This is a genomic window from Streptomyces sp. NPDC027663 (genome assembly GCF_055566415.1).
Genome location: NZ_JBVHSK010000009.1, coordinates 201,381 through 221,818, shown reverse-complemented (window position 1 = coordinate 221,818; position 20,438 = coordinate 201,381). Strand labels below are relative to the sequence as shown.

At 69.6% G+C, this 20,438-nt stretch carries 15 protein-coding genes; 11 read left to right on the top strand and 4 right to left on the bottom strand.

Annotation, left to right across the window (positions count from 1 at the left end; all coding sequences use genetic code 11):
• Positions 1-213 precede the first annotated feature (213 nt).
• The 10 genes from ngcE (at position 214) to ACZ4SF_RS24180 (ending at position 13,916) form a co-directional block, all read left to right on the top strand.
• Positions 214-1,656, top strand: coding sequence for an N-acetylglucosamine/diacetylchitobiose ABC transporter substrate-binding protein (gene ngcE, locus ACZ4SF_RS24225; RefSeq protein ID WP_468387921.1), 1,443 nt, complete (start codon positions 214-216; stop codon positions 1,654-1,656).
• Positions 1,657-1,771: 115 nt separating this feature from the next.
• The gene (locus tag ACZ4SF_RS24220; protein ID WP_468387919.1) at positions 1,772-2,707 is read left to right on the top strand and encodes a carbohydrate ABC transporter permease; all 936 of its coding nucleotides are present in this window, start codon (positions 1,772-1,774) and stop codon (positions 2,705-2,707) included.
• 15 nt (positions 2,708-2,722) lie between these two features.
• A complete protein-coding gene (locus tag ACZ4SF_RS24215; protein WP_468387917.1) occupies positions 2,723-3,646 on the top strand; it encodes a carbohydrate ABC transporter permease in 924 nt (307 codons plus the stop codon).
• A 186-nt stretch (positions 3,647-3,832) separates the two neighbouring features.
• Positions 3,833-5,032 (top strand): ROK family transcriptional regulator, encoded by a 1,200-nt coding sequence (locus ACZ4SF_RS24210; protein ID WP_468387915.1) that lies wholly within the window; start codon positions 3,833-3,835, stop codon positions 5,030-5,032.
• Positions 5,033-5,165: 133 nt separating this feature from the next.
• Positions 5,166-6,272, top strand: coding sequence for a sugar ABC transporter substrate-binding protein (locus tag ACZ4SF_RS24205; RefSeq protein WP_468388089.1), 1,107 nt, complete (start codon positions 5,166-5,168; stop codon positions 6,270-6,272).
• 214 nt (positions 6,273-6,486) lie between these two features.
• The gene (locus ACZ4SF_RS24200; RefSeq protein ID WP_468387913.1) at positions 6,487-7,287 is read left to right on the top strand and encodes an ATP-binding cassette domain-containing protein; all 801 of its coding nucleotides are present in this window, start codon (positions 6,487-6,489) and stop codon (positions 7,285-7,287) included.
• The gene (locus ACZ4SF_RS24195) at positions 7,284-8,594 is read left to right on the top strand and encodes a sugar ABC transporter permease (protein WP_468387911.1); all 1,311 of its coding nucleotides are present in this window, start codon (positions 7,284-7,286) and stop codon (positions 8,592-8,594) included. Before ACZ4SF_RS24200 ends, ACZ4SF_RS24195 begins: the two co-directional genes overlap by 4 nt.
• A 201-nt stretch (positions 8,595-8,795) precedes the next feature.
• Entirely contained in the window at positions 8,796-10,724 is a 1,929-nt protein-coding gene (gene dxs / locus ACZ4SF_RS24190) for a 1-deoxy-D-xylulose-5-phosphate synthase (protein ID WP_468388087.1), read from the top strand.
• A 144-nt stretch (positions 10,725-10,868) separates the two neighbouring features.
• Positions 10,869-12,395 carry an amino acid permease gene (locus ACZ4SF_RS24185; protein ID WP_468387910.1) on the top strand — a complete coding sequence of 509 codons (1,527 nt, stop codon included), beginning with the start codon at positions 10,869-10,871 and terminating at the stop codon, positions 12,393-12,395.
• A gap of 72 nt (positions 12,396-12,467) precedes the next feature.
• Entirely contained in the window at positions 12,468-13,916 is a 1,449-nt protein-coding gene (locus ACZ4SF_RS24180) for an ArnT family glycosyltransferase (RefSeq protein WP_468387908.1), read from the top strand.
• Between the two features lie 10 nt (positions 13,917-13,926).
• Here the strand turns inward: ACZ4SF_RS24180 and ACZ4SF_RS24175 are convergent, their stop codons facing one another.
• On the bottom strand, positions 13,927-14,319 hold the full coding sequence (locus ACZ4SF_RS24175) for an NYN domain-containing protein (protein WP_468387906.1): 393 nt from the start codon (positions 14,317-14,319) through the stop codon (positions 13,927-13,929).
• Positions 14,320-14,393: 74 nt separating this feature from the next.
• Between ACZ4SF_RS24175 and ACZ4SF_RS24170 the strand changes: the two genes are divergently transcribed.
• Positions 14,394-15,410 carry a PLL family lectin gene (locus ACZ4SF_RS24170; protein WP_468387904.1) on the top strand — a complete coding sequence of 339 codons (1,017 nt, stop codon included), beginning with the start codon at positions 14,394-14,396 and terminating at the stop codon, positions 15,408-15,410.
• A gap of 62 nt (positions 15,411-15,472) precedes the next feature.
• Here the strand turns inward: ACZ4SF_RS24170 and ACZ4SF_RS24165 are convergent, their stop codons facing one another.
• The 3 genes from ACZ4SF_RS24165 to ACZ4SF_RS24155 form a co-directional block, all read right to left on the bottom strand.
• The gene (locus ACZ4SF_RS24165) at positions 15,473-17,602 is read right to left on the bottom strand and encodes a 3-hydroxyacyl-CoA dehydrogenase NAD-binding domain-containing protein (protein WP_468387902.1); all 2,130 of its coding nucleotides are present in this window, start codon (positions 17,600-17,602) and stop codon (positions 15,473-15,475) included.
• Positions 17,599-18,819 carry a thiolase family protein gene (locus ACZ4SF_RS24160; protein ID WP_468387900.1) on the bottom strand — a complete coding sequence of 407 codons (1,221 nt, stop codon included), beginning with the start codon at positions 18,817-18,819 and terminating at the stop codon, positions 17,599-17,601. The genes ACZ4SF_RS24165 and ACZ4SF_RS24160 overlap by 4 nt, the downstream gene beginning before the upstream one ends.
• A 195-nt stretch (positions 18,820-19,014) precedes the next feature.
• On the bottom strand, positions 19,015-20,322 hold the full coding sequence (locus tag ACZ4SF_RS24155) for an HRDC domain-containing protein (protein ID WP_468387898.1): 1,308 nt from the start codon (positions 20,320-20,322) through the stop codon (positions 19,015-19,017).
• Positions 20,323-20,438: the final 116 nt, after the last annotated feature.

Below are 20,438 nucleotides of genomic sequence, written 5' to 3'. Positions count from 1 at the left end.
ATTTTCCGTGCGAAGCGCACGGCCCCGTCCCATATTTCCGCGAGGTCTCAACTCGGAAAAGACCCACTGCGAACCTTGCATTCGATCTTGCTCCCCCGGCCGGAAGTGGACTATACCTGTCGGCGTTTCCCGCACGACCCTGCACTACCCGACAGCGGTGCCGGGGAGGATCCGGTTCACCGCCTGAGTCCTGGAGAAGGCGAGGACTTGAGCATGGGATCCACTGCGCACCACGGTGCCGAAGGTGTCGGCCGTCGTGATCTGATCAAGCGGTCCGCGGCGCTCGGCATGGTTGCGGCCCCCGGGATGGGCCTGTTGTCCGCCTGTGCCAGCGGCGGCGGGGGTGACTCGGACGAGGGCAGCAACACCAAGGGGAAGACGTCCAAGGACAACCCCTTCGGCGCCAAGAAGGGCGGCAAGCTCGACGTCGTCGTCTTCAAGGGCGGATACGGCGACGACTACGCCAAGGCGTGGGAGGCCGACTTCGAGAAGAAGCTCGGCATCACCTCGACCCACACCGGCACCCAGGAGATCACCGGAAAACTCCAGCCGCGCTTCAACGCGGGCAACCCGCCGGACATCGTGGACGACTCCGGCGCCCAGAAGATCAACGTCGACGTCCTGTACAAGAACGGCCAGCTGCTGGACCTCGCCGAGGTCCTGGACGCACCCTCGGTCGACGACCCCGCCAAGAAGGTCCGCGACACCCTGATCCCCGGCACGCTCGACCCGGGCATGCAGGAGGGCAAGATCGTCGCGCTGAACTACATCTACACGGTCTGGGGGCTGTGGTACTCCGGCAAGCTCTTCGAGGAGAAGGGCTGGGAGGAGCCCAAGACCTGGGACGACCTCCTCGCGATCTGCAAGGACGCCAAGTCGCAGGGCATCGGAGGCCTCGCCCACCAGGGCAAGTACCCGTACTACATCAACGTCGCCATCATGGACCTGATCGCCAAGAAGGGCGGTCTCGACGCCATGAAGGCCATCGACAACCTCGATCCCAAGGCGTTCGTCGGCTCCGACGCGGCACAGGAGGCCATCGAGGCCATCTACGAGGTCGTCGAGAAGGGCTATCTGATGCCCGGTACGAACGGCCTGACCCACACCGAGTCGCAGACCCGCTGGAACCAGTACAAGGCCGTCTTCATCACCTCCGGCTCCTGGCTGGAGAACGAACAGCTCAAGCAGACGCCGACGGACTTCGACATGAAGTTCCTGCCCATGCCGCTGCTGTCCGGCAGCAAGCTGCCGTTCGAGGCGATCCGGGCCGGCTCGGGCGAGCCGTTCGTCATCCCGGCGAAGGCGGCGAACCTGCCCGCGGCCAAGGAGTTCATGCGGCGCATGCTGTCGAAGGAGTGGTCGACGCTCTTCGCCAAGCAGGCCAACTCGCTCACCATCCTCAAGGACGGCGTCGACCCGAGCGTCCGGCTGCGCCCGGGCACCCAGTCCACGGTCGAGGCGTCCAAGGCCGCCGGCGACAACACCTTCCGTTACCTGTACACCGAGTGGTACGGAGAGATGGGCACCGCCATCGAGGCCGCGTCCAACGAGCTGATGGCCAAGCGCATCCAGCCGAAGGAATGGCTGAAGAGGTGTCAGGCCGCGGTGGACAAGCAGGCCAAGGACCCTGCGTCGAAGAAGAACCACCGGGATTGATGTCGCCGGGCCGCCGTGGGGGTGCGGGTGCGAGCGTGCGTGCTGGTCCGTCGTGGCCGGTCGCGCGGTTCCCCGCGCCCCTTCGGGGCGCTCTACCACAGGGCAGGAAAAGTCCATGCGCAAAGGGCAGTACCGGTTCGTCGCGGGGTTTCTCTTCGTTCCCGTGGCGCTTTATCTGATCTTCGTGATCTGGCCGTACATCCAGACGTTCGGCTATTCACTGACGAACTGGAAGGGACAGTCGCAGACCTTCGACTTCGTTGGTCTGGACAATTACAAGGCGCTGTTCCAGGACGACGTCTTCCTGAAGGCCATCTGGCACAACGTCTTCTTCCTGATCTTCATTCCGGTGATCACGATTCTGCTCGCCCTCTTCTTCGCCTTCATGCTCAATGCGGGCGGACGCGGCCGGGCCGGCGGGGTGCAGGGTGTCGCCGGGTCGAAGTTCTACAAAATCGTCTACTTCTTCCCGCAGGTGCTGTCGCTGGCCATCCTCGCCGTGCTGTTCAACGCGGTGTACCGCAGTGACGGCGGCGGTCTGCTCAACGGCTTCCTCATCAAGCTCGGCCTGGTCGACGCCGACAGCCCCGTCGAATGGCTCAACGAGCCGGACATGGTGCTCTGGGCGCTGCTGCTGGTCGTGGTCTGGCACGGCGTCGGCTTCTACCTGGTGCTGTTCTCGGCCGCCATGCAGTCCGTCCCGAGGGACATCTACGAGGCGGCACTGATCGACGGTGCCGGCCGTGCCCAGTCCTTCTTCCGCATCACCCTGCCGCTGCTCTGGGACACCGTGCAGACCGCCTGGGTCTACCTCGGCATCGTCGCCATGGACATGTTCGTACTGGTCTCCTCGATGACCCAGAACATGGGCGCGTACGGCGGCGGCCCGGACCACCACAGCGACGTGATGTCGACGGTGATGATGCGGAACTTCCTCTACTACGGCAAGAGCGGCTACGCCTGCGCCATGGGCGTCGTCATGCTGCTGCTCACGCTGGTCCTGTCCGTGGTCACGCTGCGCGCCACCCGCCGCGAGCGCATCGAGTTCTGAGCGGGAGAGACGACGATGAGCGCACCCACCAAGGAAACCTTCACCGCTCCCGCCGGGCGGCCCGTGTCCAAGGCCGACGTCCGGCCCGGCGACCGGCGCAGCGAGGGCGTCACCCTGAACGTCTTCTCCCACGGGTTCCTCGCCCTGTGGGCCCTGCTGATCGTGCTGCCGCTGTTGTGGCTGGTGATCAGCTCCTTCAAGACCGACACCCAGATCGGCGGCTCCGCCTTCGGCTGGCCGCAGCACTGGTCCCTCGACGTGTTCAGTCGCGCCTGGGACAAGGGCATCGGCGACTACTTCCTGAACACCGTGATCGTCCTGGTGTTCTCGGTGCCGCTGACCATGCTGTTCGGGTCGATGGCCGCCTACGTGCTGGCCCGGTACCGCTTCTGGGGCAACCGGCTGCTGTACTACTTCTTCGTGGCCGGCGCGATGTTCCCGGTGTTCCTGGCCCTCGTACCGCTGTTCTTCATGGTCAAGCGGCTGGACATGCTGAACACCTACCAGGGGCTGATCCTGGTCTACATCGCCTACTCCATGCCGTTCACCGTCTTCTTCATGCACGCCTTCTTCCGGACCCAGTCCACGGCGGTCTACGAGGCGGCCGTCCTGGACGGGGCCTCCCACACCCGGACCTTCTTCCAGGTCATGCTGCCGATGGCGAAGCCGGGACTGATCAGCGTGGGGATCTTCAACACCTTGGGCCAGTGGAACCAGTTCATCCTGCCCACGGTGCTCATGCAGCCCCAGAGCGGTTCCGACCCCGAGCGCTACCTCCTCACCCAGGGCCTGATCCAGCTGCAACAGCAGCAGGGATACGCCTCCGACCTGCCGGTGCTGTTCGCAGGTGTGACGATCGCCATGATTCCGATGCTGGTGGTGTACCTGTCCTTCCAGCGTCAGGTGCAGGCGGGTCTGACCTCGGCGACCCTTAAATAGCCGCGTTCCGCGAGCGTCCGAGAGCACGCCGTCCCGGTGATCCGGGGCGGCGTGCTCGGGTGTGGCCGGGTACCCGGAAACCGTTCAACCTCTTGACGGGAGTCACCCCGAACGGCTCAGCTTAGAGTTCACTAGTTGGACATACGCGGGACCTCGCCGAAGCGGCCCCGCGCTCAGGAGGTCGTCGTGGAGACTCCAGGGTCGCAGTCATCACTGCACCGGGCCAACCTGGAGCGGGTCGTCCGGGCCGTACGCCTGGCCGGTTCCCTCACGCAAGCGGAGATCGCGCGGACGACCGGTCTGTCCGCCGCGACGGTCTCCAACATCGTGCGGGAGCTGAAGGACGGCGGAACCGTCGAGGTCACGCCCACGTCGGCAGGCGGGCGGCGGGCCCGCAGCGTCAGCCTGAGCGGGGACGCAGGCATCGTGATCGGCGTCGATTTCGGGCACACCCATCTGCGCGTCGCGATCGGGAACCTCGCCCATCAGGTGCTGGCCGAGGAGGCCGAGCCGCTGGACGTCGACGCCTCCGCCGATCAGGGCTTCGACCGGGCCGAACAGCTGGTCAACCGGCTGATCGCGGCCACGGGGGTGGACCGGACCAAGGTGGCCGGCGTGGGTCTCGGCGTGCCCGGGCCGATCGACGTGGAGTCGGGGACGCTGGGGTCCACCGCGATCCTGCCCGGCTGGGGCGGCACCAAGCCCGCCGAGGAGCTGCGCGAGCGGCTCGGCGTGCCCGTGCACGTGGACAACGACGCGAACCTCGGCGCCCTCGGCGAGCTGGTCTGGGGCAGCGGCAAGGGCGTCCGCGACCTGGCGTACATCAAGGTGGCGAGCGGTGTCGGAGCCGGTCTGGTGATCGACGGCAAGATCTATCGCGGCCCGGGCGGCACCGCGGGTGAAATCGGACATATTACACTCGATGAATCCGGCCCGGTCTGCCGTTGCGGAAACCGTGGCTGCCTGGAGACTTTCGCGGCGGCACGCTACGTGCTCCCGCTTCTCCAGCCCAGCCACGGCACCGACCTCACGATGGAAGGTGTCGTCCGGCTGGCCAGGGAAGGTGACCCGGGCTGCCGTCGTGTGATCGCCGACGTCGGCCGTCACATCGGCAGTGGAGTGGCCAATCTCTGCAACTTGCTGAACCCGAGCCGGGTGGTCCTCGGCGGTGATCTCGCCGAGGCCGGTGAGCTGGTGCTCGGGCCGATCAGGGAGTCCGTCGGCCGCTACGCGATCCCCAGTGCGGCACGGCAGCTGTCCGTTCTCCCGGGTGCGCTCGGGGGCCGTGCCGAGGTGCTCGGGGCGCTCGCCCTCGCCCTCAGCGAGATGGGCGATTCGACCCTTTTGGAGGGGTCGTCGCCCGTGGCGGCCCCTGCCTTCACTTAGAGAACGGATGGCACCGTTGCCATCTCGTTAAGGATTTACTTCTTGACGTCGCACGTGTGGCCGAGTTGACTTCCAGCCACCTCGGCCGCAACGACGCGGCCTCGTCAGGGAGGTTTGTGAAGTGAACGCACGTATGCGTCGTGCCGCCGTTGCCGTAGCCGCTGGGGCCATGGCCGTCTCGCTGGCCGCCTGTGGCAGCGCCAAGGAGTCCAAGGGCGGCGACAGCTCTTCCTCCTCGTCGGCCAAGAAGGGCGACGACATCAAGGTCGGTCTGCTCCTGCCGGAGAACAAGACCGCCCGCTACGAGAAGTTCGACAAGCCGCTGATCGAGAAGAAGATCAGCGAGCTGACGAACGGCAAGGCGAAGGTCGAGTACAACAACGCCCGCCAGGACGCGAACCTGCAGGCCCAGCAGGTCGACACCATGATCACCAACAAGGTGGACGTCCTGATCCTGGACGCGGTGGACGCCAAGGCCATCCAGAACTCCGTCCAGAAGGCCGTGGACGCCGGCATCAAGGTCGTCGCGTACGACCGCCTGGCCGAGGGACCGATCAGCGCCTACACCTCGTTCGACAACGAGGAGGTCGGCAAGACCCAGGGCGAGGCCCTGCTGAAGGCGCTGGGCGACAAGGCCACCAAGTCCTCCAAGATCGTCATGGTCAACGGCTCGGTCACCGACCCGAACGCCGCCGAGTTCAAGAAGGGCGCGCACTCCGTCCTCGACGGCAAGGTCACCATCGCCAAGGAGTACGACACCAAGGAGTGGTCGCCGGACAACGCCAACTCCGAGATGGAGGCGGCGATCTCCTCGGTCGGCAAGGGCAAGATCGCGGGCGTGTACTCCGCCAACGACGGCATGGCCGGCGGTATCATCACCGCCCTCAACGCCGCGGGTGTCAAGGTCCCGGTCACCGGCCAGGACGCGGAGCTGGCCGGTGTGCAGCGCATCGTCGCCGGTGAGCAGTACATGAGCGTCTACAAGCCGTACGCCCCGGAGGCCGACGCCGCCGCCGAGATGGCCGTCGCGCTCGCCCAGGGCAAGTCGCTGGACTCCATCGCCAAGGACAAGAAGTCCAGCAACTCCGCCAAGGACGTCCCCGCGGTCCTGGTCCCGGTCACCTCGCTGACCAAGGACAACATCAAGGACACGGTCATCAAGGACGGCGTCTACACCGCCGCCGAGATCTGCACCGGCAAGTACAAGGCCGCCTGCGACAAGCTCGGCCTCGACAAGTAAGCAGTCCGAAGCCCCTTCCCGCCCCGGGTCATTCGTCCTTGAATGCCCCTGAGGAAGACGGCCGACTGCCCACAGCTCCTCCGGTGCCCCGCGCACCAGACAGCCCCGCAAGCTCGGCGCGGGGCGCCGGACGGAACTCCACAGGGCAGGGCATCCCCCAGCCCACCCCCCCAGATTTCTGCACAACCTCCCGCCGGGTCAGGCGGCGAAGGAGATGGTTCACGTGTCCGCTACGCCCGTGCTGGCGTTGCGCGGGGTCTCCAAGCGGTTCGGTGCCGTTCAGGCGCTCACCGACGTAGAGCTCGAGATCCACGCCGGTGAGGTGGTCGCCCTGGTCGGCGACAACGGCGCCGGAAAGTCCACGCTGGTCAAGACGATCGCCGGCGTTCACCCCATCGACGAGGGTGCCATCGAATGGGATGGCAAGCCCGTGTCGATCAGCAGGCCGCACGACGCCCAGGCACTGGGCATCGCGACCGTCTACCAGGACCTCGCGCTGTGCGACAACATCGACGTCGTCGGCAACCTGTTCCTCGGCCGTGAGCTGAGGAAGTGGGGCGTCCTGGACGAGGTCGAGATGGAGCGCCGTGCGCGCGAGCTGCTCACCACGCTCTCGATCCGCATCCCGAGCGTCCGCATCCCGATCGCCTCGCTCTCCGGCGGCCAGCGCCAGACCGTGGCCATCGCCCGCTCCATGCTCGGCGACCCCAAGCTGGTCATCCTGGACGAGCCCACCGCCGCCCTCGGCGTCGAGCAGACCGCCCAGGTCCTGGACCTGGTGGAGCGCCTGCGCGAGCGCGGCCACGCCGTCATTCTCATCAGCCACAACATGGCGGACGTGAAGGCGGTGGCCGACAAGGTCGCCGTTCTGCGCCTCGGCCGCAACAACGGCGTCTTCGAGGTCAAGACGACCTCGCAGGAGGAGATCATCTCCGCCATCACCGGCGCCACCGACAACGCCGTGACCCGCCGTGCGGCCCGTACCTCCGGCACGAACGGGGAGGTTTCCAAGTGAGCATCGACAAGACCTCCGCGAATCTCGGCAAGACGCCGGAGCCGCAGGACGCCCCGGTCGTGAACCCGGAGGCCGCGGCTGCCGCGGTCACCGCGGTCGATCCGCGGCTGCTCGTGCGCGAGCAGGGCCTGCTCGGCTACTGGAGCGAGTTCAAGCGCAAGATGAAGGCAGGCGAACTGGGGTCCCTCCCGGTCGTCCTGGGCCTCGCGATCATCTGCATCATCTTCCAGGTCCTGAACTCCGAGTTCCTCTCGGCCCAGAACATCAGCAACATCACGGTCACGATGGTCGGCACGGGCATGATCTCCGTGGGCATCGTCTTCGTGCTGCTGCTCGGCGAGATCGACCTGTCGGTCGGCTCGGTCAGCGGCGCGGCCAGCGCCCTCGCCGCCGTCCTCACGGTGAACCAGGGCTGGCCCGAGTGGGTGGCCGTGCTCGTCGCCATCGCCGCCGGTGCCGTCATCGGTGCCCTGCACGGCTTCTTCTTCGCGGTGCTCGGCGCCCCCGCCTTCGCCGTCACCCTGGCCGGCCTGCTCTTCTGGCTGGGCTTCATGCTGAAGGTGCTGGGCGAGGACGGCACGATCAACCTCGACAGCGACGGTCTGATCGGCAAGCTGACCACGTACACGTTCACCGACGTCGCCGCTGCGTACGGGCTGGCCGTCGCTGTGGTCGCCCTGTTCTTCGTGACCTCCTTCCTCGGCAACCGGCGCCGGGAGGCCGCGGGCGTCCCGTCCCGGCCGCTCGGCGACACGGTCCTGCGCACGGCACTGCTCGCCGTGGTCTCCTTCGCCGCCGCGTACATGTACAACCAGTACAAGGGTCTGCCGCTGGCCACGGTGATCTTCCTGGCCTTCCTGGTCGGCACGGACTTCGTGCTGCGGCGCACCACCTACGGCCGCAAGGTCTTCGCGCTCGGTGGCAGCGTCGAGGCGTCCCGGCGTGCGGGCATCAACGTCACGGCCGTACGGATCTCCGTCTTCGCGATCTCCGGTGGGTTCGCGGCGATCGGCGGTCTGTTCCTGGCCTCGAAGATCGCCTCGGCCAACCAGAGCGCCGGTGCGGGCGACCTGCTGATGAACGCCATCGCCGCGGCGGTGATCGGTGGTACGTCGCTGTTCGGCGGGCGTGGCCGTACGTGGAACGCGCTGCTCGGTGTGCTGGTGATCGTCTCCATCCAGTACGGTCTCCAGCTGGAGTCCATCGCGGAGCCGGTGAAGTACATGATCACCGCGGCTGTGCTGTTGACCACGGTGGTCATCGACTCCGTCACCCGCAAGACGCAGAAGACGGCGGGGCGCGCCTAGCGCCCAGCCACCGTGGGGTGCGGGTGTGACCTGCGGGTGCGGGCCTGTCATGGCTCGTCGCGCAGTCACCCGCGCCCCTTCGGGTGGGACCAGTGCCCGGTGCCTCGAGGTGCCGGGCACTGTCGTGTCCCGCAAAGCATGAACATTAGACTCGACTGGCCCGGCAACAGCTCGATCAGCTCTTACTGCAAGGAGGCACGGGTGCCGCTGCTGACCCGCATCAGGGGACCGCGCGATCTGGACCGGCTCAGCCTGGAGGAGCTGGACCAGCTGGCGGAGGAGATCCGGACCTTCCTCGTCCAGGAGGTCTCCAAGACCGGCGGGCACCTGGGCCCCAACCTCGGTGTGGTGGAGCTGACCATCGCCCTGCACCGGGTCTTCGAGTCCCCGAAGGACAAGGTCCTGTGGGACACCGGCCACCAGTCCTACGTGCACAAGCTGCTCACCGGCCGGCAGGACTTCACGAAGCTGAAGATGAAGGGCGGCCTGTCGGGCTACCCCTCGCAGGCCGAGTCCGAGCACGACGTCATCGAGAACAGCCACGCCTCCACCGTCCTCGGCTGGGCCGACGGCATCGCCAAGGCCAACGAGCTGCGGAAACGGGACAGCCACGTGGTCGCCGTCATCGGTGACGGGGCGCTCACCGGCGGTATGGCCTGGGAGGCGCTGAACAACATCGCCGACGCCAAGGACCGTCCGCTGGTCATCGTCGTCAACGACAACGAGCGGTCGTACGCCCCCACCATCGGCGGGCTCGCCAACCACCTGGCGACCCTGCGCACGACGGACGGGTACGAGCGGTTCCTGGCCCGGACGAAGGAACTCCTGGAACGCACCCCGGTCGTCGGCAGGCCGCTGTACGAGACCCTGCACGGGGCGAAGAAGGGGTTCAAGGACTTCATCGCCCCGCAGGGCATGTTCGAGGACCTGGGCCTGAAGTACGTCGGCCCGATCGACGGGCACGACATCGAGGCGCTGGAGTCGGCGCTGGCCCGGGCCAAGCGGTTCGGCGGTCCGGTGATCGTGCACTGCCTGACCGAGAAGGGCCGCGGCTACCAGCCCGCCCTGCAGGACGAGGCGGACCGCTTCCACGCCGTCGGCAAGATCCACCCGGACACCGGCCTGCCGATCGCCTCCTCAGGCGCCGACTGGACCTCGGTCTTCGGCGAGGAGATGGTCAAGCTCGGCGAGGAGCGCGAGGACGTCGTCGCGATCACCGCGGCCATGCTCCAGCCGGTCGGCCTGGACAAGTTCGCCAAGCGCTTCCCCGAGCGCGTGTACGACGTCGGCATCGCCGAGCAGCACGGCGCCGTGTCGGCCGCCGGTCTCGCGCACGGCGGAGTGCACCCCGTGTTCGCGGTGTACGCCACCTTCCTCAACCGCGCCTTCGACCAGGTCCTCATGGACGTGGCCCTGCACAAGTGCGGGGTGACCTTCGTACTGGACCGGGCCGGCATCACCGGCACCGACGGCGCCTCGCACAACGGCATGTGGGACATGTCGATCCTGCAGGTCGTGCCCGGGCTGCGGCTCGCCGCGCCGCGCGACGCCGACCAGGTGCGCGCGCAGCTGCGCGAGGCCGTCGCCGTCGAGGACGCGCCGACCGTGGTGCGCTTCTCCAAGGGCGCCGTCGGGCCCGCCGTGCCGGCCGTCGGGCGGGTCGGCGGCATGGACGTGCTCCACGAGCCGGGCACCGACCGGCCGGACGTGCTGCTGGTCTCCGTCGGCGCGCTCGCCCCGATGTGCCTGGAGGTCGCAGCCCTGCTGGACCGGCAGGGCATCTCCACCACGGTCGTCGACCCGCGCTGGGTCAAGCCCGTCGACGAGGCCATGGCCCCGCTCGCCGAGCGGCACCGGGTCGTCGTCACCGTCGAGGACAACAGCCGGGCAGGCGGTGTCGGCTCCGCGATCGCCCAGGCGCTCCGGGACGCGGGCGTGGACGTGCCGCTGCGTGACTTCGGCATCCCGCCGCGCTTCCTCGACCACGCCTCCCGCGCCGAGGTCATGGCCGAGATCGGGCTGACCGCGCCGGACATCGCCCGCCAGGTCACCGGGCTGGTCGCCAGGCTCGACGGCCGGTTCGACCGTACGGCCGATGCCGTGGACTCCGTGCAGCCCGCGCGCGACTAGCACCCTCACTCGTCAGGGCCGGTTCCGCCACTTCCTCCCGGTGGCGGAACCGGTCCTTTTGCGTGAACCTGCCTGTGCCGGGGCATACGCATCCCCAGCCCTCTCGATCATGTCGAGGACGACGAGCGTGTGGGAGGTAGGCCCGTGAGCAGTACCCTCTTCCGGACGAAGAAGGTCGAACAGTCCATCCTCGACACCGAGGAACCGGAGCACGCGCTCAAGAAGTCCCTGTCCGCGCTGGACCTGACCGTCTTCGGCGTCGGTGTCATCATCGGCACCGGCATCTTCGTCCTCACGGGCGCGGTGGCCAGGGACGCCGCCGGTCCCGCGGTCTCCCTGTCCTTCGTCGTGGCGGGTGTCGTCTGTGCCCTGGCCGCGCTGTGCTACGCGGAGTTCGCCTCCACCGTGCCGGTGGCCGGGTCCGCGTACACCTTCTCCTACGCCTCCATCGGCGAGCTTCCCGCCTGGATCATCGGCTGGGACCTGGTGCTGGAGTTCGCGCTGGGCACCGCGGTGGTCGCCGTCGGCTGGTCGGGCTACTTCCGGTCGTTCCTGGCCGACAACATCGGCTGGCACATCCCCGCGGCGCTCGCCGGCCGGGAGGGTGCCGACGGTTTCGGGTTCGACATCTGCGCCGCGTTCCTGGTTCTGGCGCTCACGGGCATCCTCGTCCTCGGCATGAAACTGTCCGCGCGGGTCACCCAGGTGGTCGTGGCGATCAAGCTGACCGTCGTGCTCATCGTGATCATCGCCGGTGCGTTCGTCGTCAACTCCGCCAACTACAGCCCCTTCATCCCGCCGTCCGTGCCGACCTCGGCCGGGACCAGTGTCAAGACCCCTCTGATCCAGCTGATGTTCGGCTGGGCGCCGTCCGACTTCGGCGTGATGGGCATCTTCACCGGCGCCTCGATCGTGTTCTTCGCGTTCATCGGCTTCGACGTCGTGGCCACGGCCGCCGAGGAGACCCGCAACCCCCAGCGCGACATGCCGCGCGGCATCATCGGTTCGCTCTTCATCTGCACGGTGCTGTACGTGGCGGTCTCGATCGTCGTCACCGGCATGCAGAAGTACAAGAGCCTGTCCGTGGAGGCCCCGCTGGCCGAGGCGTTCAAGGCCACGGGGCATCCCTGGTACGCGGGTCTGATCAGCTTCGGCGCCACGATCGGGCTGATCACGGTCTGTATGATCCTCCTCCTCGGTCAGACCCGCGTCTTCTTCGCCATGAGCCGTGACGGGCTGCTGCCGCGGTTCTTCTCGCGGACCCACCCGCGCTTCCGGACGCCGTACCGGCCGACCATCCTGCTCGGTGTGATCATCGCGATCGTCTCCGGCTTCACCAGCCTCCGGACCCTCGGCGAACTGGTGAACATCGGCACGCTGTTCGCCTTCGTCATCGTAGCCATCAGCGTCATCATCCTGCGCAGGACGCGCCCGGACCTTCCCCGCGCGTTCCGCACCCCCTGGGTGCCCGTCCTCCCGATCCTGTCCGTGTGCGCCTCGCTGTGGCTGATGCTCAACCTGCCCGCCGAGACCTGGATCCGCTTCGCCGTCTGGATGGCCGTGGGCATCGTCGTCTACTTCCTCTACGGCCGCTCCCACAGCCGCCTCGGCCGGCACGAGGAGACCACGGTCGAGGAGGTCGAGCACCCGCCGCACGGCGACAAGGCCTGACCGGTCAGGTTCCGCTCCGGCCCCGTATGTCCCGCCACGGCGGAGACGGCGCGGCCGGATAGCGTGCTGCCCATGCTCGCCGTCCCGCTCGCCCCCGCACGCACCGGGACCATCCGGACGGCGTACTGGGCGCGGCTTCTGCCCGTGCTCGCGGTCCTGGCCTGCGTCACCCGCATCCCGTCCTTCACCCGGCCGCTGTGGAACCCCGACGAGGGCTACCTCGCCGTCCAGGCCCGGCTGCTCGCCCAGGGCGGCCACCTGTACGACACCGTCGTGGACCGCAAGCCGCCCCTGCTGCCCTGGCTGTACCAGGCCGCCTTCACGGTCTGCGGCTCCGGCTCCCTGACCCCGCTCCGGGTGCTCGCGGTCCTCGCCCAGCTGGCCACCGCCCTCGTGCTGGCCTCCGTCGCCCGGCGCCGCTGGGGCGACGGCGCGGGCCGCACCGCGGGGGTGCTGTACCTGCTGGTCTCGGTCGGGCTCAACCCGGAGGACGCGCAGGCCGCCACCTTCGAGGTGTTCATACTGCCGTTCACGGCCGCCGCCGTGTGGTGTGCGGACCGCGGACGCTGGGGCGCCGCCGGGACCGCCGTCGCCTGCGCCTTCCTCACCAAGCAGACCGGCGGTGCGGTGCTGCTGCCGGTGGTCTGGCTGCTGCACCGGCACCGCGCCGGCCCCGCCGACGCGGTGCGCCTCGGGGCCGGCGCGGCCGTACCCGTGCTGGGCGCGGCCCTGCTGACGGACCCGGCCGGGTTCCTGTTCTGGACCGTGACCGGCTCCGCCGCCTACGCCTCCTTCACCGGCTCCGAACTCCACGTACTCGCCCGCGCGCTGACCAACACCGCGATCCTGGCCGGAGCCTCGGCGGGCCTGCTCCCGCCGGTCGTACGGGCGCTGCGCACGGCCCGCGGCGAAGCGGTGGACCTGTGGCTGTGGCTGGGCTCGTCGGCCCTCGCGGTGACCCTCGGCTTCCACTTCTTCGGCCACTACTTCCTCCAGCTGACCCCGCCCCTGGCCCTGTTGGCCACCGCCGCGCTCCAGGTCCTGCCCCGGGAACGGTCCGGGACCGCCCTGCTCACCTCGGCCTGCTGCTGCGCCCTGTTCCTCGTCTGGGGCCTGACCGCCCCGCGCCCCGAACTCGCCCACGCCCAGCGCCTCGCGAGCGCCCTCGCGCACCGCACCGGGGCCGCCGACCGGGTCCTCGTGTGGGGGATACATCCGGAGACCTACTGGCTGGCCGGCCGCACCCCCGCCACCCGGTACCTCACCGCGGGCCTGCTCACCAACTACAGCGGGGGCCGGGACGGCCCGCAGGTCGGCGAGAAGTACGCCGTCGCCGGTACCTGGCCGGTCCTCCGGCGGGAACTGGCCGCGCACAGCCCCGCCCTGGTCGTCGACGACTCCCGGGGCAAGCCGTACGCCCCCGACCGCATCCCCGCCCTGCACCGCCTGCTGACGGCGGGTTACGAGGAGGTGGCCCGGGTGGACGGGGCGGTGCTGTACGCCCGGGTGCCGGGGCCGTAGCGTGCGCCGCTCAGCCCAGCACCGTACGCGGCCCGGCGACCTCCGCGCCCAGCTCCGTCACCCGGCGCCGCAGCTCGCGGTCGGCGGTCACCACCAGCCGGGCGCGGCCGGCGTGCTCGGCGGCCAGCTCCACGATCCGGTCGTCCCCGCTGCCCGGTGCCGACTCCACCCGCACCCCCGGCACGGACTGCACTCCACGGGCCGCACCTTCGACCACCAGTACGATCTCCATGGGCTCCGCGCGCCCGGGCAGGCCCTCACCGGCCAGCCGGTCCCGCAGCCGCTCGGCCGCTCCCTTGCGGTCCCGCCACCAGCCGTCGGGCCGCGAGCCGACGACGTTCGCGCCGTCGACGACGACGAGCAGGGGTGCGGGGGAAGCAGCGGGGTCCGCGGGGCCGGTCATGCCACACAGGGTCCCACGGCCGGGGACCGGGGGCCGGGCCCCGGCGCCGGTGCGGACCGGCTTAAAGTGAACCGGTGAACGGCGACTGGCTCCTTCGCGGCCGAGACGGCCGGCTCAGTGTCTACCAGCTGTCGGGCGACGCCGTCCTGTGCCGGGCGGAGCGCGGCCCCCGCGGCCCCTGGTCCGCCCCGCGCACGGTGGGCGGCGAGCAGAAACTGCACTCCGTACTGGCGGTCGGCCAGGGCGCCGACGAGTATGCCCACCTCGTGTCCTGGCGGCCCACGCACAAGGGCGAGTCCGGGCTGGTGCACTCCACGCACTTCCGCCCGCACCTGGCGGCCCTGGACTGGAACCCGATCGGCCACCCCGACAGGACGGGGCAGCGCACCGGCACCCCGGCGGTGGCCGTGGACGCGCAGGGCCGCGCCCACGTCTTCGTGCCCGGCAAGGGCGGCGGAGTCAGCATGCTCGGACAGAAGGAGAAGGGCGGCTGGGGACCCTGGCGGGACCTGAAGGGCCGTGAGGTGCAGGACGGACTGGCCGCGGTCACGGGGGAGTCCGGCAGGGTCGAACTGTACGCGGCGGTCCCGCAGGGCCTGCTGTACTGGCGCCAGGAAGAACCGGGCGCCCAGCCCGTGCTGCAGGAGGCCTTGCAGGCCCCGGTCCGCGCGGGCACCCTGCGCGCCCTAGCCACCTCACCCGGGAGCACCACCGTCTTCTACACCGACACCTCGGGCGACCTGTGCGCCTGGCGCCCGGGCGGCAAGCCGGTCCACCTGCTGCCTGCGGCCGGTTCCGGCCCGGTGGCGGCGATCCGCTGCGACCTGGACGGCCACGACTGCACTCTGCTGGCACAGCGTTCGGCGAGCGGCCGGGTCGCCTTCGCCGCGTATCCCACCGAGTCGGAGTCGGCGGGGGCGTGGTGGACCGAGTCGGGTCCGCAACTCCCGGTCGACGCCCGGGTGTGCCTGGCGAGGGACGAGGACGAACGGGTGGTGGCGGCAACGTTGTCCCCGTCGACCGGGCAACTGCTGCTGACCCGGCGCAAGGACGAGCCGGGGCTGGCCCTGGAGGCGTGGCAGCAGGTCTGAGCGGGCCGGACCACGTGAAAGGGCCCCCGCCGCAGCGGGGGCCCTTCCTCATGTCACCGGTGTCACGCGGGGACGCTGGCCACGCCCGGGGCCAGGAACTTCTTGCCGTTCACGCGCTCCGAGACGCCCTCGCGGTCCAGGTACGGCGTGATGCCGCCCAGGTGGAAGGGCCAGCCGGCGCCCGTGATGAGGCACAGGTCGATGTCCTGGGCCTCGGCGACGACGCCCTCCTCGAGCATGAGCCCGATCTCCTGCGCCACCGCGTCCAGCACCCGCGCCCGCACCTGCTCCTCGGTCAGGACGACGTCGCCCTGCTTCAGCAGCGCGGCGACCTCCGGGTCCAGCTCCGGCTTGCCGCTGTCGTAGACGTAGAAGCCGCGCTTGCCCGCCTTGACGACGGCCGCGAGGTTCGGGGAGACGGTGAAGCGCTCCGGGAAGGCCCGGTTGAGGGTCTCCGAGACGTGCAGGCCGATCGCCGGACCGACCAGTTCCAGCAGCACCAGCGGGGACATCGGCAGACCGAGCGGCTCGATCGCCTTCTCGGCGACCTCGACCGGGGTGCCCTCGTCGATGACGTTCTGGATCTCGCCCATGAAGCGGGTCAGGATGCGGTTCACGACGAACGCCGGGGCGTCCTTGGTGAGGACCGCGGTCTTCTTCAGCTTCTTGGCGACGGCGAACGCGGTCGCGAGCGACGCGTCGTCGGTCTTCTCGCCGCGGACGATCTCCAGCAGCGGCAGGACCGCGACCGGGTTGAAGAAGTGGAAGCCGACGACCCGCTCGGGGTGCTTCAGCTTCGACGCCATCTCGGAGACGGACAGCGAGGAGGTGTTGGTGGCGAGGATCGCGTGCGCCGGGGCGACCGCCTCGACCTCCGCGAACACCTGCTGCTTGACACCGATCTCCTCGAACACGGCCTCGATGATGAAGTCCGCGTCGGAGAAGCCCTCCGCCTTGTCCAGGACACCGGTCACGAGTGCCTTGAGGCGGTTGGCCTTGTCCTGGTTGACACGGCCCTTGCCGAGCAGCTTGTCGATCTCGGCGTGGACGTAGCCCACACCCTTGTCGACGCGCTCCTGGTCGATGTCGGTCAGCACGACCGGCACCTCCAGGCGGCGCAGGAACAGCAGCGCGAGCTGGCTGGCCATCAGACCGGCGCCGACGACGCCGACCTTGGTGACCGGGCGGGCCAGGTTCTTGTCCGGGGCGCCTGCGGGACGCTTGCCGCGCTTCTGGACGAGGTTGAACGCGTAGATGCCGGAGCGGAGTTCGCCGCCCATGATCAGGTCCGCGAGGGCCTGGTCCTCGGCGTCGTAACCCTGCTGCAGGTCGGCGTTCTTGGCGGCGGCGATGATGTCCAGGGCGCGGTAGGCGGCCGGAGCGGCGCCGTGCACCTTGCCGTCCGCGATGAAGCGGCCCCTGGCGACGGCCTGGTCCCAGCCCTCACCGCGGTCGATCGCGGGACGCTCGACCTGGATGTCGCCCTTGAGGACCTGGGCGGTCCAGATCAGCGACTGCTCCAGGAAGTCGGCGCCCTCGAAGATGGCGTCGGCGATGCCGAGTTCGAAGACCTGCCGGCCCTTGAGCTGCTTGTTCTGGTTCAGGCTGTTCTCGATGATGACCGAGACGGCCTTGTCGGCGCCGATCAGGTTCGGCAGCAGCGTGCAGCCGCCCCAGCCGGGGACCAGGCCGAGGAAGACCTCGGGCAGGGAGAACGCCGGGATCGCCTTGGAGACGGTCCGGTAGGAGCAGTGCAGACCGACCTCGACGCCGCCGCCCATGGCCGCGCCGTTGTAGTAGGCGAAGGTCGGGACGGCCAGCTTCGCCAGGCGCTTGAAGACCTCGTGGCCGCCCTTGCCGATGGCCAGCGCGTCCTCGTGCTTCTTCAGCAGCTCGACGCCCTTGAGGTCGGCGCCGACCGCGAAGATGAACGGCTTGCCGGTGACGCCGACGCCGACGATCGTGCCCTCAGCCGCCTCCTTTTCGACCTGGTCGATGGCGGTGTCGAGGTTCGCCAGCGACTGCGGGCCGAAGGTGGTCGGCTTGGTGTGGTCCAGGCCGTTGTCCAGCGTGATCAGGGCGAAGCGCCCGGCGCCGAACGGCAGGTCGAAGTGGCGCACGTGCGCCTGGGTGACAACCTCGTCCGGGAACAGCTCGGCCGCGCCCTTCAGGAGTTCAGCGGTGGTGCTCACTTGTCGCCTCCGTCGAAGTGCGGGTTCTCCCAGATGACCGTCGCGCCCATGCCGAAGCCGACGCACATGGTGGTCAGGCCGTAGCGGACGTTCGGCTGCTCCTCGAACTGGCGGGCCAGCTGCGTCATCAGCCGGACGCCGGAGGAGGCCAGCGGGTGACCGAAGGCGATCGCGCCGCCGTACTGGTTCACGCGCGCGTCGTCGTCCGCGATGCCGTAGTGGTCGAGGAGGGCCAGGACCTGGACGGCGAAGGCCTCGTTGATCTCGAACAGACCGATGTCACCGATGCCCAGACCCGCCTTGGCGAGGGCCTTCTCGGTGGCCGGGATCGGGCCGTAGCCCATGACCTCCGGCTCGACGCCCGCGAAGGCGTACGAGACAAGGCGCATCTTGACCGGCAGGTTGTTCTCGCGGGCGAAGTCCTCGCTCGCGATGATCGACGCGGTGGCACCGTCGTTCAGACCGGCCGCGTTGCCCGCGGTGACCCGGCCGTGCACGCGGAACGGCGTCTTCAGGCCCGACAGGTTCTCCAGGGTGGTCCCCGGACGCATCGGCTCGTCGGCGGTGACCAGGCCCCAGCCGGTCTCGCCGGCCTCGGAGTTGGTCCGGCGCACCGAGATCGGCACCAGGTCCTGCTGGATCTTGCCGTTGGCGTACGCCTTGGCGGCCTTCTCCTGCGAGCGCACCGCGTACTCGTCGGCGCGCAGCTTGGTGATCTGCGGGTAGCGGTCGTGCAGGTTCTCCGCCGTCATGCCCATGAACAGAGCCGACTCGTCGACCAGCTTCTCGGAGACGAACCGCGGGTTCGGGTCGACGCCCTCGCCCATCGGGTGGCGGCCCATGTGCTCGACGCCACCGGCGATGACGGCGTCGTAGGCACCGAACGCGATCGAGCCGGCGGTGGTCGTCACGGCGGTCAGGGCGCCGGCGCACATGCGGTCGATGGAGTAGCCCGGGACGGACTGCGGAAGGCCCGCGAGGATGCCGGCCGTGCGGCCGAGGGTCAGACCCTGGTCGCCGATCTGCGTGGTCGCGGCGATGGCGACCTCGTCGATCTTCTTCGGGTCCAGACCGGGGTTGCGGCGCAGCAGCTCCCGGATCGCCTTCACGACGAGGTCGTCGGCGCGGGTCTCGTGGTAGATGCCCTTCGGGCCCGCCTTGCCGAACGGGGTGCGGACGCCGTCGACGAAGACGACGTCCCTGACGGTACGAGGCACGATGGCTCTCCTCCAGGGTGCGGGACGCTGAGCGCTTGCTCATGACCATGCTACTTATGAGTAACGTAGCTGCCCAGCCCCCTCGGCCAGAGCGGTGAACGTCACACCCCCGGGCCCGCACCCGGGATTGCCGATCTCAGGATCTTGGCGTGATCTCGACGTCCGCCCGGTACGGGATCAAGCGCTACGCGCCCCCTAGGCCCCCTGAGCCCCCTGAGCCCCCTGGGCCGACAGTGCGCTCAGCAGCACCGGCGTGACCAGCTCCACCTGCCATGCGCGCGCGCCGTACCCGGCGAGCGCATCCGCCACCGAGCCGGCGTCCAGCACCTTCGGCGGCTCCCAGCAGACCCGTCGCACCGTGTCCGGTGAGATGAGGTTCTCCTGGGGCAGGGCGAGCCGCTCGGCGAGAGCGGACACCCCGGCCCGGGCGGCGGACAGCCGGGCCGCGGCGACCGGGTCCTTGTCGGCCCACGCCCGGGGCGGCGGCGGCCCGGTCACCGGCTGACCCGGCTGCGGCAGCGCGGTGTCCGGCAGCCCCTTGGCCCGGTCCACCGCGGCCTGCCACTGCTCCAGCTGCCGCCGGCCCATCCGGTGCCCGAACCCGTTCAGCGCGGCGAGGGCGTGCACACTGCCCGGCAGGGCGAGCGCCGCCTCCACGATGGCCGCGTCGCTCAGCACCTTGCCCGGCGACACGTCCCGGCGCTGCGCGATCCGGTCGCGCGTCTCCCACAGCTCCCGTACGACGCCGAGCTGCCGGCGCCGCCGTACCTTGTGCATCCCGGAGGTGCGCCGCCAGGGGTCCTTGCGGGGCTCGGCCGGCGCCGCGGCCGCGATCGCGTCGAACTCCTGGAGCGCCCACTCCAGCTTGCCCTGCCGCTCAAGCTCCTTCTCCAGGGCGTCCCGCAGGTCGACGAGCAACTCGACGTCGAGCGCGGCGTACCGCAGCCACGGCTCGGGCAGCGGGCGGGTCGACCAGTCGACCGCGGAGTGACCCTTCTCCAGGACGTAGCCGAGGACGCCCTCCACCATGGCGCCGAGGCCCACCCGCGGGAATCCGGCGAGCCGGCCGGCCAGCTCGGTGTCGAACAGGCTGGTCGGGACCAGGCCTATCTCGCGCAGACAGGGCAGGTCCTGGGTGGCCGCGTGCAACACCCACTCGACGCCGGACAGCGCGTCGCCGAGGCCCGAGAGGTCGGGGCAGGTGACCGGGTCGATCAGGGCGGTGCCGGCGCCCTCGCGGCGCAGCTGCACCAGGTAGGCGCGCTGGCCGTAGCGGTAGCCGGAGGCGCGCTCGGCGTCCACGGCGACCGGGCCGGTGCCGGCGGCGAAGGCGGCGGTCACCCTGGCGAGGGCGGCCGCGTCGGTGATCACGGGCGGGATGCCGTCGCGGGGTTCGAGCAGTGGGATCGGCGCCTCCGTCACAGAAGATCCGGCGTCGTCCGGAGGAGTACCTCCAGTGGTGCGCAGGGAGCTGTCTGCTGCGGTCTCTTGGGCGTCGGTCACCTGTCAAGGGTATCCGTGTGTGGACGGCGCCCGTCGACGGAACGTTCCGTCGACGGGCACGACAGGGGCGCAAACCAGTCACCCGGGGGCAAGCATCGGTTCAGCGGCGTGAACGC

Bases quoted from the DNA above. Each gene is read 5' to 3' on its own strand.
- ACZ4SF_RS24175 (WP_468387906.1), bottom strand. From the start codon at position 14,319: ATGACCGGCCCCGCGGACCCCGCTGCTTCCCCCGCACCCCTGCTCGTC.
- ngcE (WP_468387921.1), top strand. From the start codon at position 214: ATGGGATCCACTGCGCACCACGGTGCCGAAGGTGTCGGCCGTCGTGAT.
- ACZ4SF_RS24200 (WP_468387913.1), top strand. From the start codon at position 6,487: ATGGTTCACGTGTCCGCTACGCCCGTGCTGGCGTTGCGCGGGGTCTCC.
- ACZ4SF_RS24180 (WP_468387908.1), top strand. From the start codon at position 12,468: ATGCTCGCCGTCCCGCTCGCCCCCGCACGCACCGGGACCATCCGGACG.
- ACZ4SF_RS24215 (WP_468387917.1), top strand. From the start codon at position 2,723: ATGAGCGCACCCACCAAGGAAACCTTCACCGCTCCCGCCGGGCGGCCC.
- ACZ4SF_RS24220 (WP_468387919.1), top strand. From the start codon at position 1,772: ATGCGCAAAGGGCAGTACCGGTTCGTCGCGGGGTTTCTCTTCGTTCCC.
- ACZ4SF_RS24205 (WP_468388089.1), top strand. From the start codon at position 5,166: ATGCGTCGTGCCGCCGTTGCCGTAGCCGCTGGGGCCATGGCCGTCTCG.